General features: G+C 72.0%; 17 protein-coding genes and 1 riboswitch. Of the genes, 15 read left to right on the forward strand and 2 right to left on the reverse strand.

All coding sequences use genetic code 11. The features are described from left to right. The first annotated feature begins 29 nt into the window (after window positions 1-29). The 6 genes from metK (at window position 30) to rpe (ending at window position 7722) form a co-directional block, all read left to right on the forward strand. Window positions 30-1223 (forward strand): methionine adenosyltransferase, encoded by a 1194-nt coding sequence (metK, locus tag ASG53_RS10935; RefSeq protein WP_056132681.1) that lies wholly within the window; start codon window positions 30-32, stop codon window positions 1221-1223. Between the two features lie 185 nt (window positions 1224-1408). Further along, window positions 1409-3685: a primosomal protein N' gene (locus tag ASG53_RS10940; RefSeq protein ID WP_156382755.1), complete on the forward strand. Its 2277-nt coding sequence runs from the start codon at window positions 1409-1411 to the stop codon at window positions 3683-3685. After that, window positions 3682-4341, forward strand: coding sequence for an HAD family hydrolase (locus ASG53_RS10945; protein ID WP_327286731.1), 660 nt, complete (start codon window positions 3682-3684; stop codon window positions 4339-4341). Before ASG53_RS10940 ends, ASG53_RS10945 begins: the two co-directional genes overlap by 4 nt. Window positions 4342-4426: 85 nt before the next feature. After that, the gene (fmt, locus tag ASG53_RS10950; protein ID WP_056132684.1) at window positions 4427-5374 is read left to right on the forward strand and encodes a methionyl-tRNA formyltransferase; all 948 of its coding nucleotides are present in this window, start codon (window positions 4427-4429) and stop codon (window positions 5372-5374) included. Next, window positions 5371-6924, forward strand: a complete 1554-nt coding sequence (locus ASG53_RS10955; RefSeq protein WP_056132687.1) for an RsmB/NOP family class I SAM-dependent RNA methyltransferase — start codon at window positions 5371-5373, stop codon at window positions 6922-6924. Before fmt ends, ASG53_RS10955 begins: the two co-directional genes overlap by 4 nt. A gap of 135 nt (window positions 6925-7059) precedes the next feature. Further along, on the forward strand, window positions 7060-7722 hold the full coding sequence (gene rpe, locus ASG53_RS10960) for a ribulose-phosphate 3-epimerase (RefSeq protein ID WP_056132690.1): 663 nt from the start codon (window positions 7060-7062) through the stop codon (window positions 7720-7722). A 20-nt stretch (window positions 7723-7742) separates the two neighbouring features. Here rpe and ASG53_RS10965 read toward each other — a convergent pair whose 3' ends face one another. Then, the gene (locus ASG53_RS10965; RefSeq protein WP_082543975.1) at window positions 7743-8333 is read right to left on the reverse strand and encodes a GNAT family N-acetyltransferase; all 591 of its coding nucleotides are present in this window, start codon (window positions 8331-8333) and stop codon (window positions 7743-7745) included. Window positions 8334-8440: 107 nt separating this feature from the next. Further along, window positions 8441-8564: riboswitch (FMN riboswitch) on the forward strand. 151 nt (window positions 8565-8715) lie between these two features. Here ASG53_RS10965 and ribD point away from each other — a divergent pair. The 7 genes from ribD (at window position 8716) to ASG53_RS11000 (ending at window position 14062) form a co-directional block, all read left to right on the forward strand. Continuing rightward, a complete protein-coding gene (gene ribD / locus ASG53_RS10970; RefSeq protein ID WP_082543976.1) occupies window positions 8716-9777 on the forward strand; it encodes a bifunctional diaminohydroxyphosphoribosylaminopyrimidine deaminase/5-amino-6-(5-phosphoribosylamino)uracil reductase RibD in 1062 nt (353 codons plus the stop codon). Between the two features lie 131 nt (window positions 9778-9908). After that, window positions 9909-10511 (forward strand): riboflavin synthase, encoded by a 603-nt coding sequence (locus ASG53_RS10975; protein WP_056132692.1) that lies wholly within the window; start codon window positions 9909-9911, stop codon window positions 10509-10511. Further along, entirely contained in the window at window positions 10508-11863 is a 1356-nt protein-coding gene (locus ASG53_RS10980; RefSeq protein ID WP_056132697.1) for a bifunctional 3,4-dihydroxy-2-butanone-4-phosphate synthase/GTP cyclohydrolase II, read from the forward strand. The genes ASG53_RS10975 and ASG53_RS10980 overlap by 4 nt, the downstream gene beginning before the upstream one ends. Then, entirely contained in the window at window positions 11860-12327 is a 468-nt protein-coding gene (gene ribH, locus ASG53_RS10985; RefSeq protein ID WP_056132700.1) for a 6,7-dimethyl-8-ribityllumazine synthase, read from the forward strand. The genes ASG53_RS10980 and ribH overlap by 4 nt, the downstream gene beginning before the upstream one ends. Window positions 12328-12403: 76 nt before the next feature. Next, window positions 12404-12667 carry a phosphoribosyl-ATP diphosphatase gene (locus ASG53_RS10990; protein ID WP_056132703.1) on the forward strand — a complete coding sequence of 88 codons (264 nt, stop codon included), beginning with the start codon at window positions 12404-12406 and terminating at the stop codon, window positions 12665-12667. A gap of 38 nt (window positions 12668-12705) precedes the next feature. Beyond that, window positions 12706-13554 carry an ATP phosphoribosyltransferase gene (gene hisG / locus ASG53_RS10995; protein WP_056132708.1) on the forward strand — a complete coding sequence of 283 codons (849 nt, stop codon included), beginning with the start codon at window positions 12706-12708 and terminating at the stop codon, window positions 13552-13554. Window positions 13555-13591: 37 nt separating this feature from the next. Next, a complete protein-coding gene (locus ASG53_RS11000) occupies window positions 13592-14062 on the forward strand; it encodes a PH domain-containing protein (RefSeq protein WP_056132711.1) in 471 nt (156 codons plus the stop codon). A 152-nt stretch (window positions 14063-14214) separates the two neighbouring features. On the opposite strand, the gene ASG53_RS11005 is transcribed toward ASG53_RS11000, so the two are convergent. Further along, on the reverse strand, window positions 14215-16047 hold the full coding sequence (locus tag ASG53_RS11005) for a DEAD/DEAH box helicase (RefSeq protein WP_056132713.1): 1833 nt from the start codon (window positions 16045-16047) through the stop codon (window positions 14215-14217). Between the two features lie 330 nt (window positions 16048-16377). Here ASG53_RS11005 and ASG53_RS11010 point away from each other — a divergent pair, with 330 nt between their 5' ends. Then, window positions 16378-16956: a CDP-alcohol phosphatidyltransferase family protein gene (locus ASG53_RS11010; RefSeq protein ID WP_268793423.1), complete on the forward strand. Its 579-nt coding sequence runs from the start codon at window positions 16378-16380 to the stop codon at window positions 16954-16956. Further along, a complete protein-coding gene (locus tag ASG53_RS11015) occupies window positions 16953-17819 on the forward strand; it encodes a DUF881 domain-containing protein (protein ID WP_056132717.1) in 867 nt (288 codons plus the stop codon). The genes ASG53_RS11010 and ASG53_RS11015 overlap by 4 nt, the downstream gene beginning before the upstream one ends. The last annotated feature ends 18 nt before the right edge of the window (window positions 17820-17837 follow it).

Below are 17837 nucleotides of genomic sequence, written 5' to 3' on the forward strand. Positions count from 1 at the left end.
CCGACCACCTTCCCCGTATCCTGTCCGGCATGACTGAGTCTCTGCGCCTGTTCACGTCCGAGTCCGTGACCGAAGGACACCCGGACAAGGTGTGCGACCAGATCTCCGACTCCATCCTGGACGCCCTCCTCGAGCAGGACCCGTCCTCCCGTGTCGCGGTCGAGACCCTCGTGACCACGGGCCTCGTGCACGTGGCCGGCGAGGTGACCACCGAGGCCTACGTCGAGATCCCTCAGATCGTCCGCCAGGTCGTCAAGCAGATCGGCTACACCTCGTCCTCGATCGGCTTCGACGGGGACTCCTGCGGGGTCTCGGTGTCGATCGGCCAGCAGTCGCCGGACATCGCGCAGGGTGTCGACAAGGCTCTCGAGATGCGCGTCGACAGCGGTGAGGTCGACCCGCTCGACGCCCAGGGCGCCGGGGACCAGGGCCTCATGTTCGGCTATGCGACCGACGAGACCGCCACGCTGCTCCCGCTGCCGATCTTCGCCGCCCACCGTCTCGCCGAGCGCCTCGCGCAGGTGCGCAAGGACGGCACGCTTGCCGGTCTGCGTCCTGACGGCAAGACCCAGGTGACCGTCGCCTACGACGGTCAGCAGGCCGTCGCGATCGACACCGTCGTCCTGTCGACCCAGCACGACCCCGACGTCCGCCAGGACGAGCTGCGCGCAGCCGTCGCTGAGTTCGTCGTCGCCCCGGTCCTGGCCGAGCTCGACCTCTCCTCCGCCGACCACCGGCTCATCGTCAATCCCACCGGGACCTTCGTCGTCGGCGGGCCCAAGGGTGACGCCGGTCTGACCGGACGCAAGATCATCGTCGACACCTACGGCGGCATGGCCCGCCACGGCGGCGGCGCCTTCTCCGGCAAGGACCCGTCGAAGGTCGACCGCTCCGCCGCCTACGCCACGCGCTGGGTCGCGAAGAACGTCGTGGCCGCAGGGCTCGCCCGCCGCTGCGAGGTCCAGGTGGCCTACGCGATCGGCAAGGCGCACCCCGTGGGCCTCTACGTGGAGACCTTCGGCACCGAGACCGTCCCGAGCGCACGGTTGGAGGCGGCGATCAAGGAGGTCTTCGACCTGCGTCCAGGCGCGATCGTCCGTGACCTCGACCTCTTGCGCCCGATCTACGCGCAGACCGCGGCCTACGGTCACTTCGGCCGTGAGCTGCCGGACTTCACCTGGGAGCGGACCGACAGGGTCGCCGACCTCCAGTCCGCGGTCTGACGCTGGTCTCCAGGGGCGCAGCAGGACACCTGCTCGTCCACAGCGCGGTCTCGGCGGTCTCCGTGCACAGGACCCGCGCGCTGGACGATGCTGTCGGTCCGGTCTCCTAGGGTAGGAGGAGACCTGGTGCCCGAGGCTGTCGTCACGACGTGCCCGGGGAGCCGTAGACGAGACGAAGGAGACGGGTGACCGCCCAGCCCGAGAGCGAGCAGCAGATGCTGCCAGGCCTCTCTGCGCCCAGGCCGGTCCCGTCGAGGTCGGAGACAGGTCTCGCGCTCGCCACCGACCTGCCGATAGCCCGGCTGTGCGTCGACGTTGCACCCGCCCACCTGGACAGGCTCTTCGACTACACGGTCCCGGCGGCGCTGTCAGACGACGCCCAGCCCGGGGTCCGGGTCAAGGTGCGCTTCGGCGCTCAAGACGTCGACGGCTACGTCATGGAGCGCGCCGCGAGCACCACGCACACCGGCAACCTGGTCGCGATCCGCAAGGTCGTCTCACCGCAGCCTGTGCTCACCCCTGAGGTCGCCGACCTCGCGCGCCGGGTCGCGGACTACTACGCGGGCTCGCTGAGCGACGTCCTGCGGCTGGCTGTGCCGCCGCGGCTCGCCCGCGTCGAGAAGGAGCCGACAGCCCTCGAGACGCGGGTAGCGTCCGGGGCGGAAGGTGAGCCCGGAGCGACTGGCGCGGAGCCGGACCTGACCGCCCCGGTCCCGACGGCTACGACAGCCGGCAGCGTGACGGCCTGGTCCGTCTACCGCGGCGGTGACGCCTTCCTCGGGCGCCTGCGGGCAGGGGACTCTCCGCGCGCCGTCTGGACCGCGCTCCCCGGCCAGGGCCGGACGGCCGGGTGGCCGGCGGCGCTGGCGCAGGCGGCTCTCGCGACAGCGTCCGGCGGCCGGGGCACCGTCGTCGTCCTCCCGGACGCCCACGACGTCGACAGGCTCGCCCAGGCCCTCGTAGAGGCTGGCGTGCCCGGGTGGTCGCCCCAGCACGCTGCCGAGCAGCCGGAGGCACCCTGCTTCGTCCCGCTGACCGCCGACCTCGGACCGACGCCGCGCTACCGCAACTTCCTCGCCGCCCTGCGCGGCGAGGCGCAGATCGTCATCGGTACCCGGGCTGCGGCCTTCGCGCCCGTCGCCGACCTCGGGCTCGCCGTGTGCTGGGACGACGTCGACGCCATGCACCAGGAGCGTCGGGCGCCGTACCCGCACGTGCGAGAGATCCTCGCGCTGAGGGCCGAGCAGACAGGCTGCGCGGTGCTCGTCGGAGGGCTCAGCCGGTCGATCCACGCCGAGGCCCTCGTCCGCAGCGGGTGGGCGCGCGAGATCGTCGCCGACCGTCAGACCGTGCGCACCGAGACCCCTCGCGTCGAGGCGCTCACCTCGGTCGAGGTCGCCCGCGAAGGACCAGCCGGGGCTGCGCGCCTGCCCGGGGCTGCGTGGCAGGCCATCACCAAGGGGCTGCTCGACGGCCCGGTGCTGGTCCAGGTCCCGCGCGCCGGGTACCTGCCCGTCGTCGCCTGCGTCCGGTGCAGGACGGCTGCCCGCTGCACTGCCTGCAACGGCCCGCTCGCCCTCCACGGAGCGCACGCGGTCCCGCAGTGCTCGTGGTGCGGCGCTCTCGCGGGCGGCTGGCGCTGCCCCGAGTGCTCCGCGACAGGCCTCCGGTCGGTCCGGGTCGGCAGCGACCGCACCGCTGAAGAGCTCGGCAAGGCCTTCCCGGGTGCCACCGTGCGGGTCTCGGGCGCCCGGTCTGCCTCCGGGATCCTCTCCGAGGTGCCCGACAAGCCGGCACTCGTGGTCTCGACGCCCGGTGCCGAGCCTGTCGCCCCGTCGGGGTACTCCGTCGGGGTGCTGCTCGACGCAGCGGTCTCGACCAGCCCCGTCGGTCTGTACACCGACCAGGAGGCTCTGCACCGCTGGATCACCGCCGGGGCGCTCGTGCGACCGAGCCGGCTCGGCGGGCGGCTGCTGCTCGTCGGCGACGCAGCCCCGACCCCCACCAACGCCCTGGTCCGCTGGGACCCTGCGGGCCTGGCCGGACGCGAGCTCGACGAGCGGGCTGAGCTGAGCATGCCCCCGGCCGTCCGGATCGCGTCGGTCACCGGGGACCGGCACGCCGTGGCGCTCTTCCTCTCCAGGGTGACCCTCCCCGAGGGTGGGTCCGTCCTCGGGCCTGTCGAGCTCCCCGAGCCCGTCGTGGCCGCCCAGCCCGAGCGCGCGCCGTCGGTCGGCCGCACCGGTCGACCCGCGGTCAGCCGAGCTGTCCAGCCCGGCAGCGGGACTGCGCGGTCGCGCGCCGGGGGAGGCCTCGAGGCCGAGGTCCGTGCCATCCTGCGTGTCCCGGTCGCCCGAGGGCGTGATCTCGCCCGCCATCTCGCGGCGGCCCTCGCCGTCGCGAGCGCCCGCCGGGAGGCTGGGCTCATCACTGTCGTCCTCGACCCGAAGGAGATGCTGTGACCATCGACGAGAGTGCCCCTGAGATCGAAGCGGTCCGCGTGGTCGAAGCGGTTCCCGTCGTCGACACCGTCCTCTACGACCTGGGCAACGTCCTGGTCGGCTGGGACCCCTACGGTCCCTTCGAGGGGCTCAGCCATGGCGAGGTCGACGCGTTCTTCGCCGAGACCGACTTCTTGGTGCGCAACCACGAGCAGGACGCCGGGCGACCGTGGGCCGAGCTCAGGGCCCTCGTCGAGGAGAGCTGGCCGCAGCACGCCCACCTCGTCGACAGGTACGTGGACGGCTTCGCAGCGAGCCTCACCGGTCCGGTCCCAGGCTCGGCCGAGATCGTCGACGAGCTCCTCGCGACGGGCACCAGGCTCTACGGGCTCACCAACTGGTCGGCCGAGCTCTTCCACCACGCCGTCCCCGCGGCCCCGTCGATCGGCGTGCTCGAGGGGATCGTCGTGTCCGGCGAGGTCGGCCTCGCCAAGCCGGACCCTGAGATCTTCCGGCTGACGATCGACAGGTTCGCGCTCGACCCGGCACGCACGGTGTTCGTCGACGACTCACCTCGCAACGTCGAGGCCGCTCGGAGCGTCGGGCTGCACGCCGTGCACTTCACCTCGGCCGAGGCGCTGCGCCTCGAGCTCGTCAGGCTGGGGCTGCTGGGCTGAGGACATGCGAGCCTCAGGCCAGGGCACCCGGCTCCGTGGCCGACCGTGCGTCAGGCCCCTGCTGTCGCCCTCGTAGACTGGGGGCATGCGTCTGCTCTTCGCCGGGACCCCGGCCGTAGCTGTCCCTGCCCTGGAGGCCCTCATCGGGTCGCGGCACGAGGTCGTCGCCGTGCTGACCCGTGCTGACGCACGGGCAGGGCGCGGACGACAGCTCGTCCCGAGCCCGGTGCGTCAGCGTGCCGAGGAGGCCGGTATCGAGGTCATCACCGACCGCCCGCGCAGCGAGGGCTTCGTCGAGCGTCTCGAATCCCTGCAGGTCGACTGCGCGCCTGTCGTCGCCTACGGCGAGATCCTGCCGAGGGCCGTGCTCGACGTGCCTCGCAACGGCTGGGTCAACCTGCACTTCTCTGTCTTGCCCGCCTGGCGCGGCGCGGCGCCCGTCCAGCGGGCCGTCATCGCGGGCGACGAGGTCACCGGCGCGACCACCTTCCTCATCGAGGAAGGCCTCGACACCGGACCCGTCCTCGGCACCGCGACCGAGACGATCCGCCGCCGCGACACCTCGGGCGACCTGCTCGACAGGCTGTCCAGGTCAGGCGCAGGACTGCTCGTCGCGACCCTTGACGCGATCGAGGACGGCCACATGATCCCCGTGCCGCAGCCGACCGACGGCGTGAGCCTGGCCGCGAAGCTCACCGTCGACGACGCCCGGGTCGTCTGGACCCACCCTGCCCACGCCGTCGACCGTCTGGTGCGCGGCTGCACCCCCGCCCCCGGGGCCTGGACGACCCTGCCCGACGGTTCCCGTCTCGGTCTCGGCCCGGTGACCCCGCTCGACGAGCCCCTCGAGGTGTCCCTCGCGCCGGGTGAGGTCCAGGTGACGAAGTCGGCTGTGCGGGTGGGTACGGCGACTGTGCCCGTCGAGCTCGGCGAGGTCCGCCCCGCAGGCAAGAAGCCCATGAACGCCGCCGACTGGGCCCGCGGGGCCCGCCTCGGCGACGGTATCCGCCTCGGCCAGGAGGCCTCCGCATGAGCGCCGACGACCGTACCCCGCAGCGCGGCACCGACGACCGACGCAGCGCTGACGACCGGCGTGGCTCCGACGACCGACGCGACGCCAAGGGTCGCGAGCGCGGCGGCGCTCGTGCCCGCGGAGAGGGCCACCGCGGCTCGCTCGCCCCGAGCGAGCGCCGCAAGGGCACCGACTCCGCCCGTCTCGTCGCCTTCGACGTGCTGCGCGAGGTCGCCGACTCCGACGCCTACGCCAACCTCGTGCTGCCGCCGATGCTGCGGTCTCGCAGCATCTCCGGCCGCGACGCCGCCTTCGCGACCGAGCTCGCCTACGGCACGCTGCGGCTGCGCGGTCGCTATGACGCGATCATCGCCGAGTGCGTGGACCGCCCTCTCGACAAGATCGACGCCCCGGTCCTCGACGTCCTGCGCCTCGGCGCGCACCAGCTGCTGGGCATGCGCGTCCCCTCGCACGCGGCTGTCTCGGAGACTGTCGGTCTGGCGCGTGAGCGTGTCGGCGCCGGCAGCGCGCAGTTCGTCAATGCCGTGCTGCGCAAGATCTCGCGCACCGAGCTCGAAGAGTGGCTCGAGACCGTCGAGGCGGCACAGACGGACGAGATCGCCCGGATGTCTGTGGTCGACAGCCACCCGCAGTGGATCACCCGCGCGCTGCGCGACTCGCTCGTGGGTTCGGGGCGTCCCGTCGACGAGCTCGGGTCGCTGCTCGAGGCCGACAACGCGGCTCCTCGGGTGACCCTCGTCGCCCGTCCAGGTCTGGTCACGCAGGAAGAGCTCGGCGAGCAGGTCGAGTCTCGCCCCGGGCGTCTGACGCCGACCGCGGTGGTGCTCGACGGCAGCGACCCGGGCGCTGTACCCGCGGTCCGCGCCGGGCTCGCCGGGGTGCAGGACGAGGGCAGCCAGCTCGTCACCCTCGCCTTCACCCAGGCGCCTGTCGAGGGGGCCGACGCCCGGTGGCTCGACATGTGCGCAGGCCCCGGCGGCAAGGCTGCGCTCCTGGCGGCGATCGCCGGGACGCGCGGCGCGCGGGTCGTGGCCAACGAGGTGCAGCCGCACCGCGCAGACCTCGTCGACCGTGCGCTCGTCGCCGTGCCGGCCGACTCCGTCGAGCGGGTGCAGGTGTGGGACGGTCGTGACATCGGCGAGCAAGAGCCCGGTGCCTACGACCGCGTCCTCGTCGACGCACCGTGCACGGGACTGGGGGCGCTGCGCAGGCGTCCGGAGTCGCGCTGGCGCCGTTCGCCCGCGGACGTCAAGGTGCTCGCCGCGCTCCAGCGGGAGCTGCTCACGTCGGCGCTGCACGCCGTCCGGGACGGGGGAGTGGTGGGCTATGTGACGTGCTCGCCGCACCTCGCCGAGACGCGTGCTGTCGTCTCGGACGTGCTCGCCGCGCTCCCCGAGGGGGCGGTCGAGATGCTCGACGCGCGCGCCCTCGTCACGGAGATCGCCGGCACCGACGTCCCGCTCGCCGAGCGCCTCGACGTCCAGCTGTGGCCGCACCTGCACGGCACGGACGCGATGCACCTCACGCTGCTGCGCCGCACCGGTCTGTAGACGACCGGGGCTGTAGACGACCGGGTCTGTGGGCGACCGGGCCTGCAGGTCACCGGGCCCGACGGTGACCTGTGCGGCCTGTCCGGGCTGCTGCTCGGCTGGGATCGTCGTGCTGCACGGCCTAGTGTGGGCCGCATGAGTGCACTCGTCTCACCCAGCATCTTGTCGGCGGACTTCACGAACCTCGAGCGTGACCTCCAGGCGATCTCGACAGCCGACTACGCGCACGTCGACGTGATGGACAACCACTTCGTCCCGAACCTCACGCTCGGTCTGCCTGTCGTCGAGCGGATCGTCCAGGTGTCGCCGATCCCGATCGACGTGCACCTGATGATCGAAGACCCTGACCGTTGGGCACCGGGCTTCGCCGAGGCCGGCGCGCAGTCGGTGACCTTCCACGCCGAGGCCGCAGCCGCGCCCGTGCGGCTCGCCCGCGAGCTGCGTCGCCTCGGCGCCCGCGCCGGGCTCGCACTCAAGCCCGCGACGCCCGTGGAGCCGTACCTCGACCTGCTCTCGGAGATCGACATGATCCTCGTGATGACCGTCGAGCCCGGCTTCGGCGGCCAGTCCTTCATCGAGGGCACGCTCCCGAAGATCCAGCGGGCCCGCCGCGCGATCGGCGAGGCCGACCTCGACGTCTGGCTCCAGGTCGACGGCGGCATCTCGCGCTCGACCATCGACCGTGCGGCGGAGGCCGGTGCGAACGTCTTCGTCGCGGGCTCTGCCGTCTACGGAGCCGAGGACATCCCGGCTGAGATCGACACCCTGCGCACGATGGCGTCGGCGCACAGGCACTAGCCGCGCAGCGGCCGCCTCACCTACGCCTCGACCCCGACCTCGAAGATCGTCTCGAGACCGTCCTCCTCGTCCCACTGCTCGCCGGTGACGACCAGACCGTGCGCCTCGACGAGCAACCTAGAGGCCTCGTTGTCAGGGCTGACGGTCGCACGTAGCGTCCGCACGTCCGGTTCACGGCGTGCGACGTCGAGGAGGATGCGCAGGGCAGCGCGGGCGTGGCCTCTCCGGCGGCGCGCTGGGTCGACCTCGTAGCCGACCTCGACGGTGCCGCTCTCCGGGGCGCCGTGGAAGCCGGCTCGTCCGACGACCTCGCCCGCCGGGGTGACCAGCAGCCGCGTCACCCAGGCCGCGTCCGAGGGTGTGCGAGCGAGCTGTCGGCTGCGGTACACCCAGACTCGTCGGCATCCCGGGCTCACGAGGAACGGTGTCAGGCGCAGGTCGTCGCCCACGGCGCCCTGGGCTGTCGCGAGATCGCCGGCCGCGAGGGCGTCGACGGCGTCGGTCGGCAGCCGGACGAGCCGGCTCCCGGACGCGCCGGGCACGTCGGCGGTCCAGACGGGGGAGCGATGCGGTCTGTCGTCCTGGCTGAGGGCTGTGCTGTCGTCGGGCATCGGCTCATCCTGCTCCGAGGGTGAGGTCCCTGGCCAGGGAATTGCGCCGCGGGCAGACGACCCAGACGACTGTCCGGGGCTCGTGGCATAGTGGACCCCAGCAAGTACACGTGCTCTGGGGTCGGTGAAAATCCGAGCCGGCGGTAACAGTCCGCGACCCGCACCTCGGTGCGGTTGATCTGGTGCAACTCCAGGACCGACGGTCAAAGTCCGGATGGGAAGAGTCTCGTGGCGGTGCGCCGGTGTCTCACGACGCCTCAGGCGCACCGTGATGTCGTGCACCCTCCGGGGGCACGCTCGTCCTGCCCCGGAGCGCGTCCGCACCGACAGGCAGAGACAGGCGACTTCCGTGGACGCAGCACCACTCACCCTCGACGAGGCGATGGCGTACGCCCTCGACCTCGCTCGCCGGGGCCCCGCGCACGGCCCCAACCCGCAGGTCGGCTGCGTGCTGCTGGCGCCCGCCCCAGGACCAGACGCGCCAGGCATCTTCGCGCGTGACGTCCTTGCCGTCGGGTGGCACCGCGGTGCGGGCACACCTCACGCCGAGGCTGACGCTCTTGCGCGTGCTGAGGCCGCGGGCGTCGACGTCCGTGGAGCGACGGCAGTCGTGACCCTCGAACCCTGCAACCACACGGGCCGGACGGGTCCGTGCGCGCAGGCGCTGCTCGACGCGGGGGTCGGCGAGGTCGTGGTGAGCGTGAGCGACCCCAACCCTGTCGCAGCCGGCGGGGCAGAGCACCTGCGCGCCCACGGTGTCGAGGTCCGCACCGGGCTGATGCTCGACGCCGGTGAAGAGCTGTTGCGGGTCTGGCTCGCGTCGGTCCGCCTCGGGCGTCCTTTCGTGACGCTCAAGACGGCGACGAGCCTCGACGGCTGCGTCGCTGCCGCCGACGGATCGAGCCGGTGGATCACCGGACCGGAGTCACGTGGCCACGCGCACGGCGTCCGGGCGACCGTCGACGCGATCCTCGTCGGCTCGGGGACCGTCGCCGCAGACGACCCGACCCTCACAGCGCGTCCGGCGACGGGCTTGGCTGACGACCACGAGAGGTCGTCGACCACACCGGTCCACCAGCCGCTCCGTGCCGTGATGGGGGAGCGCCCCGTCCCGGACGACGCCCGCATCCGCGGTGACGACGGGAGGTTCATCCACCTCACCACCCACGACGTGCTCGAGGCTCTCGCACGGCTGGCCGCGCTCGAGGTGCGGCACGTGCTCGTCGAGGGCGGTCCGACTGTCGCGACGGCCTTCGTCTCGGCCGGCGTGGTCGACGAGATCCACTCCTACGTGGCGCCCGTACTCGTGGGCGAGGGCCGACGGGTCGTCGGGCCGCTCGGTGGCCAGAGCATCGACGACGCCGTCCGGTGGTCCACGAGCACCGTGCAGCGTCTCGGCGAGGACGTCCTCGTCGTGGCCCGGGCCGTGCGACCACCGCCCTGACGGTCGAGCGGCTCCGCGCACAGCGTGCTGAGCCCTCCGCTCGTCCCTAGGTCTCGCCCGTCTCGCGCGCGGGCGTGACCTCACCACCTCGGCCGCCGACAGCGGCCTGCACCACCGACCAGGAGAAGCAGATGTTCACAGGAATCGTCGAAGAGCTCGGGACCGTCACGGCCCTCGAGCTCCCGGACGGCACGCGCAGCGACGCCGTCCTCACCGTCTCGGGCCCGCTCGTCGTCTCGGACGCCGGGCTCGGGGACTCGATCGCGGTCGACGGGGTCTGTCTGACCGTCACGTCTCTCCCCGAGGGCGGGTTCACCGCCGACGTCATGCCGGAGTCGCTGAGCCGCACGGCCCTCGGGTCGCTGGCCGTCGGTCGGCGGGTCAACCTCGAGCGCGCGATGCGGGCCGACGCCAGGCTCGGCGGGCACATCGTCCAGGGGCACGTCGACGGCGTCGGCACGTTGGTGAGCCGCAGCCCTGGGGAGAGGTGGGACGACCTCGTCTTCGAGACGTCCACCGACGTCGCGCGGTACGTCGCCGAGAAGGGCTCGATCACGGTGAGCGGGGTGTCGCTGACCGTCACGAGCGTGACCACGACGACCTTCGGGGTGTCGCTCATCCCGACCACCCTCGAGGCGACCACCCTCGGTTCCCTCGTGGTCGGCGACGCCGTGAACCTCGAGGTCGACGTCATCGCGAAGTACGTCGAGCGTCTGCTCGGGGCACGGGCATGAACGCCCGTCTCGCAACCGTCGAGGAGGCTCTCGACGAGCTCCGGGCAGGACGCCCGGTCCTCGTCTCGGACTCCCCGGACCGGGAGAACGAGGCCGACGTGGTCTTCGCAGCGTCGACCGTCAGCACCGAGTGGGTGGCCTGGACCATCCGGCACTCGTCGGGGTACCTCTGCGCGCCGATGCCCGCGTCGCGGGCTGACGCGCTCGAGCTGCCGCTCATGGTCCCGCAGTCCCAGGACCCTCGTCGGACGGCCTACACGGTCACGGTCGACGCGGCGACGGGGGTCACGACAGGCATCTCGGCCGCTGACCGCACCCGGACCCTCGGCGTGCTGGCCGACCCCGCCTCAGGCTCGGGAGACCTCATCCGACCGGGCCACGTGCTCCCGCTGCGCGCTGTGGCGGGCGGTGTCCTGCACCGCGCTGGGCACACCGAGGCGGCGGTCGACCTCGTGCGTCTCGCTGGCCTCGGCGAGGTCGGCGGGATCGCCGAGCTCGTCAACGACGACGGCACGATGATGCGGATGCCGCAGTTCTCCGCGCTGGCCGAGCGTGAGGGGCTCGCGCTGCTGACCATCGAAGACCTCATCGCCTGGCGACGCGAGCACGACCCCGTCGTCGAGGCCGAGCCGCTCCCGCTCCCGGGCGAACGAGTCCACGCGACGTCCGTCGCTGACCTGCCGACGGCGCACGGCACCTTCAGGATCCACGGGTACCGCGACATGCGCACGGGCGCCGAGCACGTCGCGCTCGTGCCCGTCGGCGTCGAGGCCCCGCACGACGTCCCCGTCGTCCGGGTGCACTCCGAGTGCCTCACCGGGGACGCCTTCGGGTCGTTGCGCTGCGACTGCGGTCCCCAGCTCGAGGCGTCGATGGAGACCGTCGCCCGTGAGGGTGGCGCCGTCGTGTACCTGCGGGGCCACGAGGGCCGCGGCATCGGTCTGCTCGCGAAGATCGCCGCCTACGAGCTCCAGGACGCAGGCCGGGACACCGTGCAGGCGAACCTCGACCTCGGCTGGCCTGCGGACCGGCGCGAGTACGGGGGAGCGGCGGCGATCCTCGTCGACCTCGGCCTGCAGCGCGTCCGGCTGCTCACCAACAACCCCGCGAAGTCCACGGGGCTCGCCGCGCACGGCGTCGAGGTCACCGAGACCGTCCGCCTCGAGGTCGGCCACTCCCACCACAACGAGCGGTACCTGCGCACGAAGAAGGAGCTCATGGGACACGTGCTCGACACCGTCGTCGCCGAGAGCGACGTCCTCGCCGCGCAGGTCGCGGCGGACCCGGCCCCCCAGGGGACCGAAGCCACCACCACGACCAGCACCACACAGCAGACGGAGGACGCACGATGAGCGGCGCAGGAGCACCCAGCATCACGGTCGACGGGACGGGCCTGCGGGTCGTCGTCGTCGCCGCCCAGTGGCACACGCAGATCATGGACGGGCTCCTCGAGGGTGCTCGTCGCGCGCTCGTCGCCGCGCACGTGACCCACGTCAAGGAGGTCCGGGTGCCGGGTTCCTTCGAGCTGCCGGTCGCCGCGGCCCGTGCGGCGGAGGCCGGCTACGACGCCGTCATCGCCCTCGGTGTCGTCGTCCGTGGGGGGACCCCGCACTTCGACTACGTCTGCCAGGCGACGACCCTCGGGCTGACCGACGTCGCGGTCCGCACGGGTGTGCCCGTCGGCTTCGGCGTCCTGACCGTCGACACCGAGCAGCAGGCCCTGGACCGTGCCGGGCTGCCCGACAGCTCCGAGGACAAGGGCGCCGAGGCCGTCGAGGCGGCGATCGCCACGGTCCTCGCGCTCCGCTCGCTCTGACCCCGGGGTGTCCGACGGGTGCCACCCGTCGGACACCGGTCGGTGCGGAGCGGATCCGGCGACTAAGGTAGTCGGCGTGAAGACGTTCGAAGAGCTGTTCGTAGAGCTCACCGCCAAGTCCGTTGACCGACCCGCCGGATCCGGCACAGTGGCTCAGCTGGACGCAGGGGTCCATGCCATCGGCAAGAAGATCGTCGAAGAGGCCGCCGAGGTCTGGATGGCCGCCGAGTACCAGAGCGACGCCGAGACGGCCGAGGAGATTTCCCAGCTCCTCTACCACCTGCAGGTGCTCATGGTCTCCAAGGGGCTGAGCCTCGACGACGTGTACTCCTACCTCTGACGAACCGCCCGTCCTCTCTCACGAACGCGAGTCCTCCTGTGCTGCGTATTGCCGTCCCCAACAAGGGGTCCCTGTCCGAGCCCGCCTCCGAGATGCTGCGCGAGGCTGGCTACCGCCAGCGTCGTGACACCCGCGAGCTCGTGCTCGCCGACCCCGACAACGACGTGGAGTTCTTCTTCCTCCGCCCGCGTGACGTCGCCGTGTACGTGGGTGCCGGGACCGTCGACGCCGGGATCACCGGCCGCGACCTCATGCTCGACTCGGCCGCCGACGCCGAGGAGCACCTCCCGCTCGGTTTTGCCCGCTCGACCTTCCGCTTCGCCGCGCCGACCGGTGAGATCACCGACATCGCGCAGATCGAAGGACGCCGCGTCGCGACCTCGTACTCGGTGCTCGTCGGCCAGTACCTGGCCGAGCACGGCATCACCCCGACAGCGATCGTGCACCTCGACGGTGCCGTCGAGAGCTCGGTGCGTCTCGGTGTCGCCGAGGTCATCGCCGACGTCGTCGAGACCGGCACCACGCTGCGCGCCGCCGGGCTCGAGATCTTCGGAGACCCGATCCTCAGGTCTGAGGCTGTGCTCATCCGCCGCAAGGGTGTCGAGTCGCCCGCCGGTCTCGACACGCTGACGCGTCGTCTCCAGGGTGTGCTCACCGCGCACGAGTACGTCCTCATGGACTACGACGTCCCCGCGTCTCTCGTCGACGCCGCCGTGGCGATCACCCCGGGCCTCGAGTCGCCGACGGTCTCCCCGCTGCACGACCGCGACTGGGCTGCCGTCCGCGCGATGGTCCGCCGCGCCGAGACCAACCAGGTGATGGACGCCCTGTACGACGTCGGTGCCCGTGCGATCCTGGTGACCTCGATCCACGCCTGCAGGCTCTGACGGTCCCGGCCGTCTGACCGGTCGGAGAGGAGTGCCCATGGCACGTGACGTCTACGCAGACCTCAGGCCACGGTTCGTCCGCTACGTGGCCTGCGGTGCGATCGTCGTGATCGTGCTCGGGGGACTCCTCGTCCTCTGGCAGGCTCCTGGCACAGACGGCCGTGGCTACGAGCCCGCCGACGCCCTCGGCACCTCGGTGGTCCTGGTCGCCGGGTGCGTCTTCCTCTGGCGTCAGGCCACGGTCCGCGCCCGCGTGGACGAGCACGGCGTCACGGTCCGCAACCTCCTGCGAGTGCGCACCCTCGAGTGGACGCAGGTCCTCGCAGTGCGGTTCGGCTCGGGCGACCCGTGGGTGCTCCTCGAGATCTCCGACGGCACGACCTGGCCGGTCATGGCCGTCCAACGAGCCGACGGCGAGTACGCGGTGCGCGAGGCCCGGCGCCTCGCAGCCCTCGTGGTCCGCCACGGCGAGGGCCAGGAGCAGGACGGCTCGGGCCCCACGGTCTGACACCAGCACGCGCTCGGCCCCGCAGGCCGGTCAGCCCCGCCCGTCAGCGAGACGACAAGAACCCCCTGCTTCGAGAGGCAGGGGGTTCTTGTCGTGCTGTGCGCAGTGCCTACGACCGGTCGTCCCCGCAGGGACGACCGGTCAGCAGCGCCTCAGTAGCGGGCGTCCGTGCGCGGCTTGCGGTCGAAACGCTCTTCGCGACGGCCGGACGGTGCGCTGTTGCGCGGGCCGCCAGCAGCGGGACGGGTCGGCGCGGGGCCGTCGTCCAGCTTGATGCGCAGCGCCTTGCCGGCGACGCGGGCCCGGGAGATCTTGTCGATCGTCTCGGAGTCGAGCGGGGCGCTGATGTCGACGAGCGAGAAGGACGGGAAGATGTCGATCTTGCCGAGGTCCTTGCCCGAGAGGCCACCCTCGTTGGTCAGCGCGCCGACGATGCCGCTCGGCTGGGCGCCGTGCGTGTGACCGACGGAGAGGCGGTACCGGGTGCCGGTCGACTCGCGGCGGACACCGCGCGACGGACGGTCGTTGTCACGGCGCTCGCGCGGGGCGCGGTCGTCGTCACGACGCTTGCGGGCGTCACGGGCCTCGGCGCGCTGCGCCTCGAAGGCTGCCTCTTCCTCGCGAGCCTGGGGGCCGTCGTCGCCGACGGCCAGGGCTGCGAGGATCGCGGCGAGCTCGGCCGGGTCGGTGCCGTGGGTGTCGATGTGCGTGCGGATGAGGTCGCTGTACATCGAGAGGCGGCCGGCGTCACGACGGGCGTCCACGCGTCCGAGGAGCGTGGCGACCTTGTGGGCCGACACGTCGGCGGGCGACGGGATCTCGATCTCGACGAGCTGCTGACGGATCGTGCGCTCGATCTGCTTGAGGCGACCGCGCTCGTTCGGGGTGACGAAGGAGAGCGCGACACCCGTGCGTCCGGCACGGCCCGTACGGCCGATGCGGTGGACGTAGGCCTCGGGCTCACCGGGGATGTCGAAGTTCACGACGAGACCGATACGGTCGACGTCGAGGCCACGGGCCGCGACGTCGGTCGCGACGAGGACGTCGAGGGCGCCGGCGCGGAGGCGCTCGACGATCTTCTCGCGGTCCTTCTGCGCCACGTCACCGGAGATGGTCGCGGCGGAGATGCCACGCTCGATGAGGGCGGAGCCGACCTCTTCTGCTGCGCCACGGGTGCGGCAGAAGACGATCGCCGCGTCGGCGTCGGAGGTGGCGAGCACGCGGGTCAGCGAGCCGACCTTGTGACGGAAGGGCACGACCGCGTACTGCTGGGTGACCGAGGTGACGGTCGACGACTGGCGCGACACGGCGATCTCGACGGGCTGGCGCATGTGGTGCTGCGCGACGCGGCGGATCTGCGGGGGCATCGTCGCGGAGAACAGGGCGACCTGACGCTCGACCGGAGCGGCGCCGAAGATCTTCTCGACGTCCTCGGCGAAGCCCATGCGGAGCATCTCGTCGGCCTCGTCGAGGACGAGGAAGCGGATGTCACCGAGCTTGAGCGTGCCACGCTCGAGGTGGTCGATCACACGACCGGGGGTACCGACGACGATCTGCGCGCCGCGGGAGAGCGCACGAGCCTGGGGCGGGTAGGGGGAGCCACCGTAGACGGGGACGACCTCGATGCCGGGGAGGTGCTTGGCGAAGGTCTCGATGGCCTCGGCGACCTGCATGGCGAGCTCGCGAGTCGGGGCCAGGACGAGGGCCTGGGTGCGACGCAGCTCGGGGTCGACTGCGGCGAGCATCGGGAGTCCGAAGGCCGCGGTCTTGCCCGTACCCGTCTGGGCGACACCGGTGATGTCGTTGCCGGCGAGGAGGGCCGGGATGGCCTTCTCCTGGATGGTCGACGGGATGGTGAACCCGAGGTCCAGCACCGCGGAGAGCAGCTCGGCGGGGAGGCCGAGGTCCGCGAAGGTGACTGCCTCAGCAGCAGGCGTGGGGGTGGTGAGGGCGCTCTCGGGCGCAGAGGTGTCAGAAGACGTCATGGAGGACTACAACCGTTCAGTGGTGTGGGGGAAGCGGAGGTCAGCTCGACCTGTCGATCTGGAGTCGCAATCCCGAAACACACACACTGGGCCGTGACCGGCCACTGACACACGCACACGCGGGACCCGCGACAAACTCCGAGGGATGGCTCCACAGTACGCCCTGGAGGGTGTCGCAGACCAGCGTCGGGCGCGGTGACCTCGACCACAAGGTGCTGGTCGCGCACGCAGCAGGGGAGGGCGTGACGGTGCCGCCCCCTAAGATGACAGCACAGCAGGGACGCGCACGGTGAGGGGCAGGCAGCGGTGGCCGAGGTGAACGAGCAGCAGGTGAGCACACGCGTGCTCACGGTCCCCAACCTCATCAGCATGCTGCGCCTGGCCCTCGTGCCGGTGTTCGCCGTCCTCATCATCACCTCCCACGACGTCGCCGCCCTGCTCGTGCTCGCCTTCTCCGGGTTCACCGACTGGCTCGACGGCGCCGTGGCCCGCCGGCTCGACCAGGTGTCGAAGCTCGGCCAGGTGCTGGACCCTGCCGCCGACCGCCTGTTCATCCTCGTCACGCTGGTCGCCCTCGCGTGGCGCGACGTCGTCCCGCTGTGGCTGCTCGTCGTGATCTTGTCCAGGGACGTCCTCATGGCCTGCCTCCTGCCGACGCTCACGCGCCTCGGCTACGGGCCGCTGCCGGTGAACTTCCTCGGCAAGGCGGCGACCTTCGCCCTGCTCTACGCCTTCCCGCTGCTGCTGCTCGCGGAGTCGTCAGGGACGCTCGGCGCAGTCGCGCACGCCGCAGGGTGGGCCTTCGCGTGGTGGGGCGTGGGTCTCTACTGGGCCTCGGGTGCGCTCTACGTGGTGCAGGCCCGCGAGCTCGTCGCCGAGCACCGCGCTGCCGCAGGGGCACCGTCGTGACGCCGGGCCACCACGTGGACGACCCGAGCCTGGCGAAGCGCCCACCCGTCGACGCCTCGATGACCCTCCTCAACGAGGTGATGCACCGACCGCTCGACGCGGGCTACGCGGAGGCAGCACGTCGCAAGGCGCGGGGCGAGGCGCCGCCGCGCCGGAACCGGACCGTGATCTGGCTGCTCGTCCTGGCTGTCGTGCTCGGCTTCTCGACGGCGAGCGCGGCCCAGCAGCTGCGTGCACCCCAACCCGGGGTGGTCGCGGCGCGCGAGCTCCTCGTCGAGGAGATCACGAGCCGTCGTGCGCAGCTCGCCGAGCGGACGCAGACGAACACCGACCTCCAGGCGTCGATCGACGAGCTGCGGGACGCCGCGCTGTCGTCCTCCGACCCGGAGGCTGTCGAGCAGCTCACGCAGGACGGGCTCTCCAACGGGACGATCGCGGCCCGCGGCCAGGGCATCGTGGTCACCGTCGAGAACGGGCCCAACGCGGCCGACGAGCCGGCGGCGCTCGTGCAGGACTCGGACCTGCAGATGCTGGTCAACGCCCTCTGGGCCTCCGGCGCGGAGGCGATCGCCGTCAACGACCAGCGCCTCACGTCCACGACGGCGATCCGCAGCGCCGGGAGCGCGATCCTCGTCGACCTGGTCGGTGTGAGCGCCCCGTACGAGGTGGTCGCCATCGGTGGCACGAACGACCTGGAGACCGGCCTGGCGCGCTCTTCCGCGGCCCGGCAGCTGAGCGCTCTCGGGTCGCAGTACGGGATCAAGACGAACGTCTCGTCGAGCGACGAGCTCACAGTGCCTGCGGGGCCGACACGCGTGCTGTTCTACGCAGGCCCCGTCGGCAAGGATAATGACGAGGGTTGACATGCTGACCGAGGCGTC

The sequence above is a fragment of the Sanguibacter sp. Leaf3 genome, from assembly GCF_001425965.1.
In the GTDB taxonomy this organism is placed as follows: Bacteria; Actinomycetota; Actinomycetes; order Actinomycetales; family Cellulomonadaceae; genus Sanguibacter; species Sanguibacter inulinus.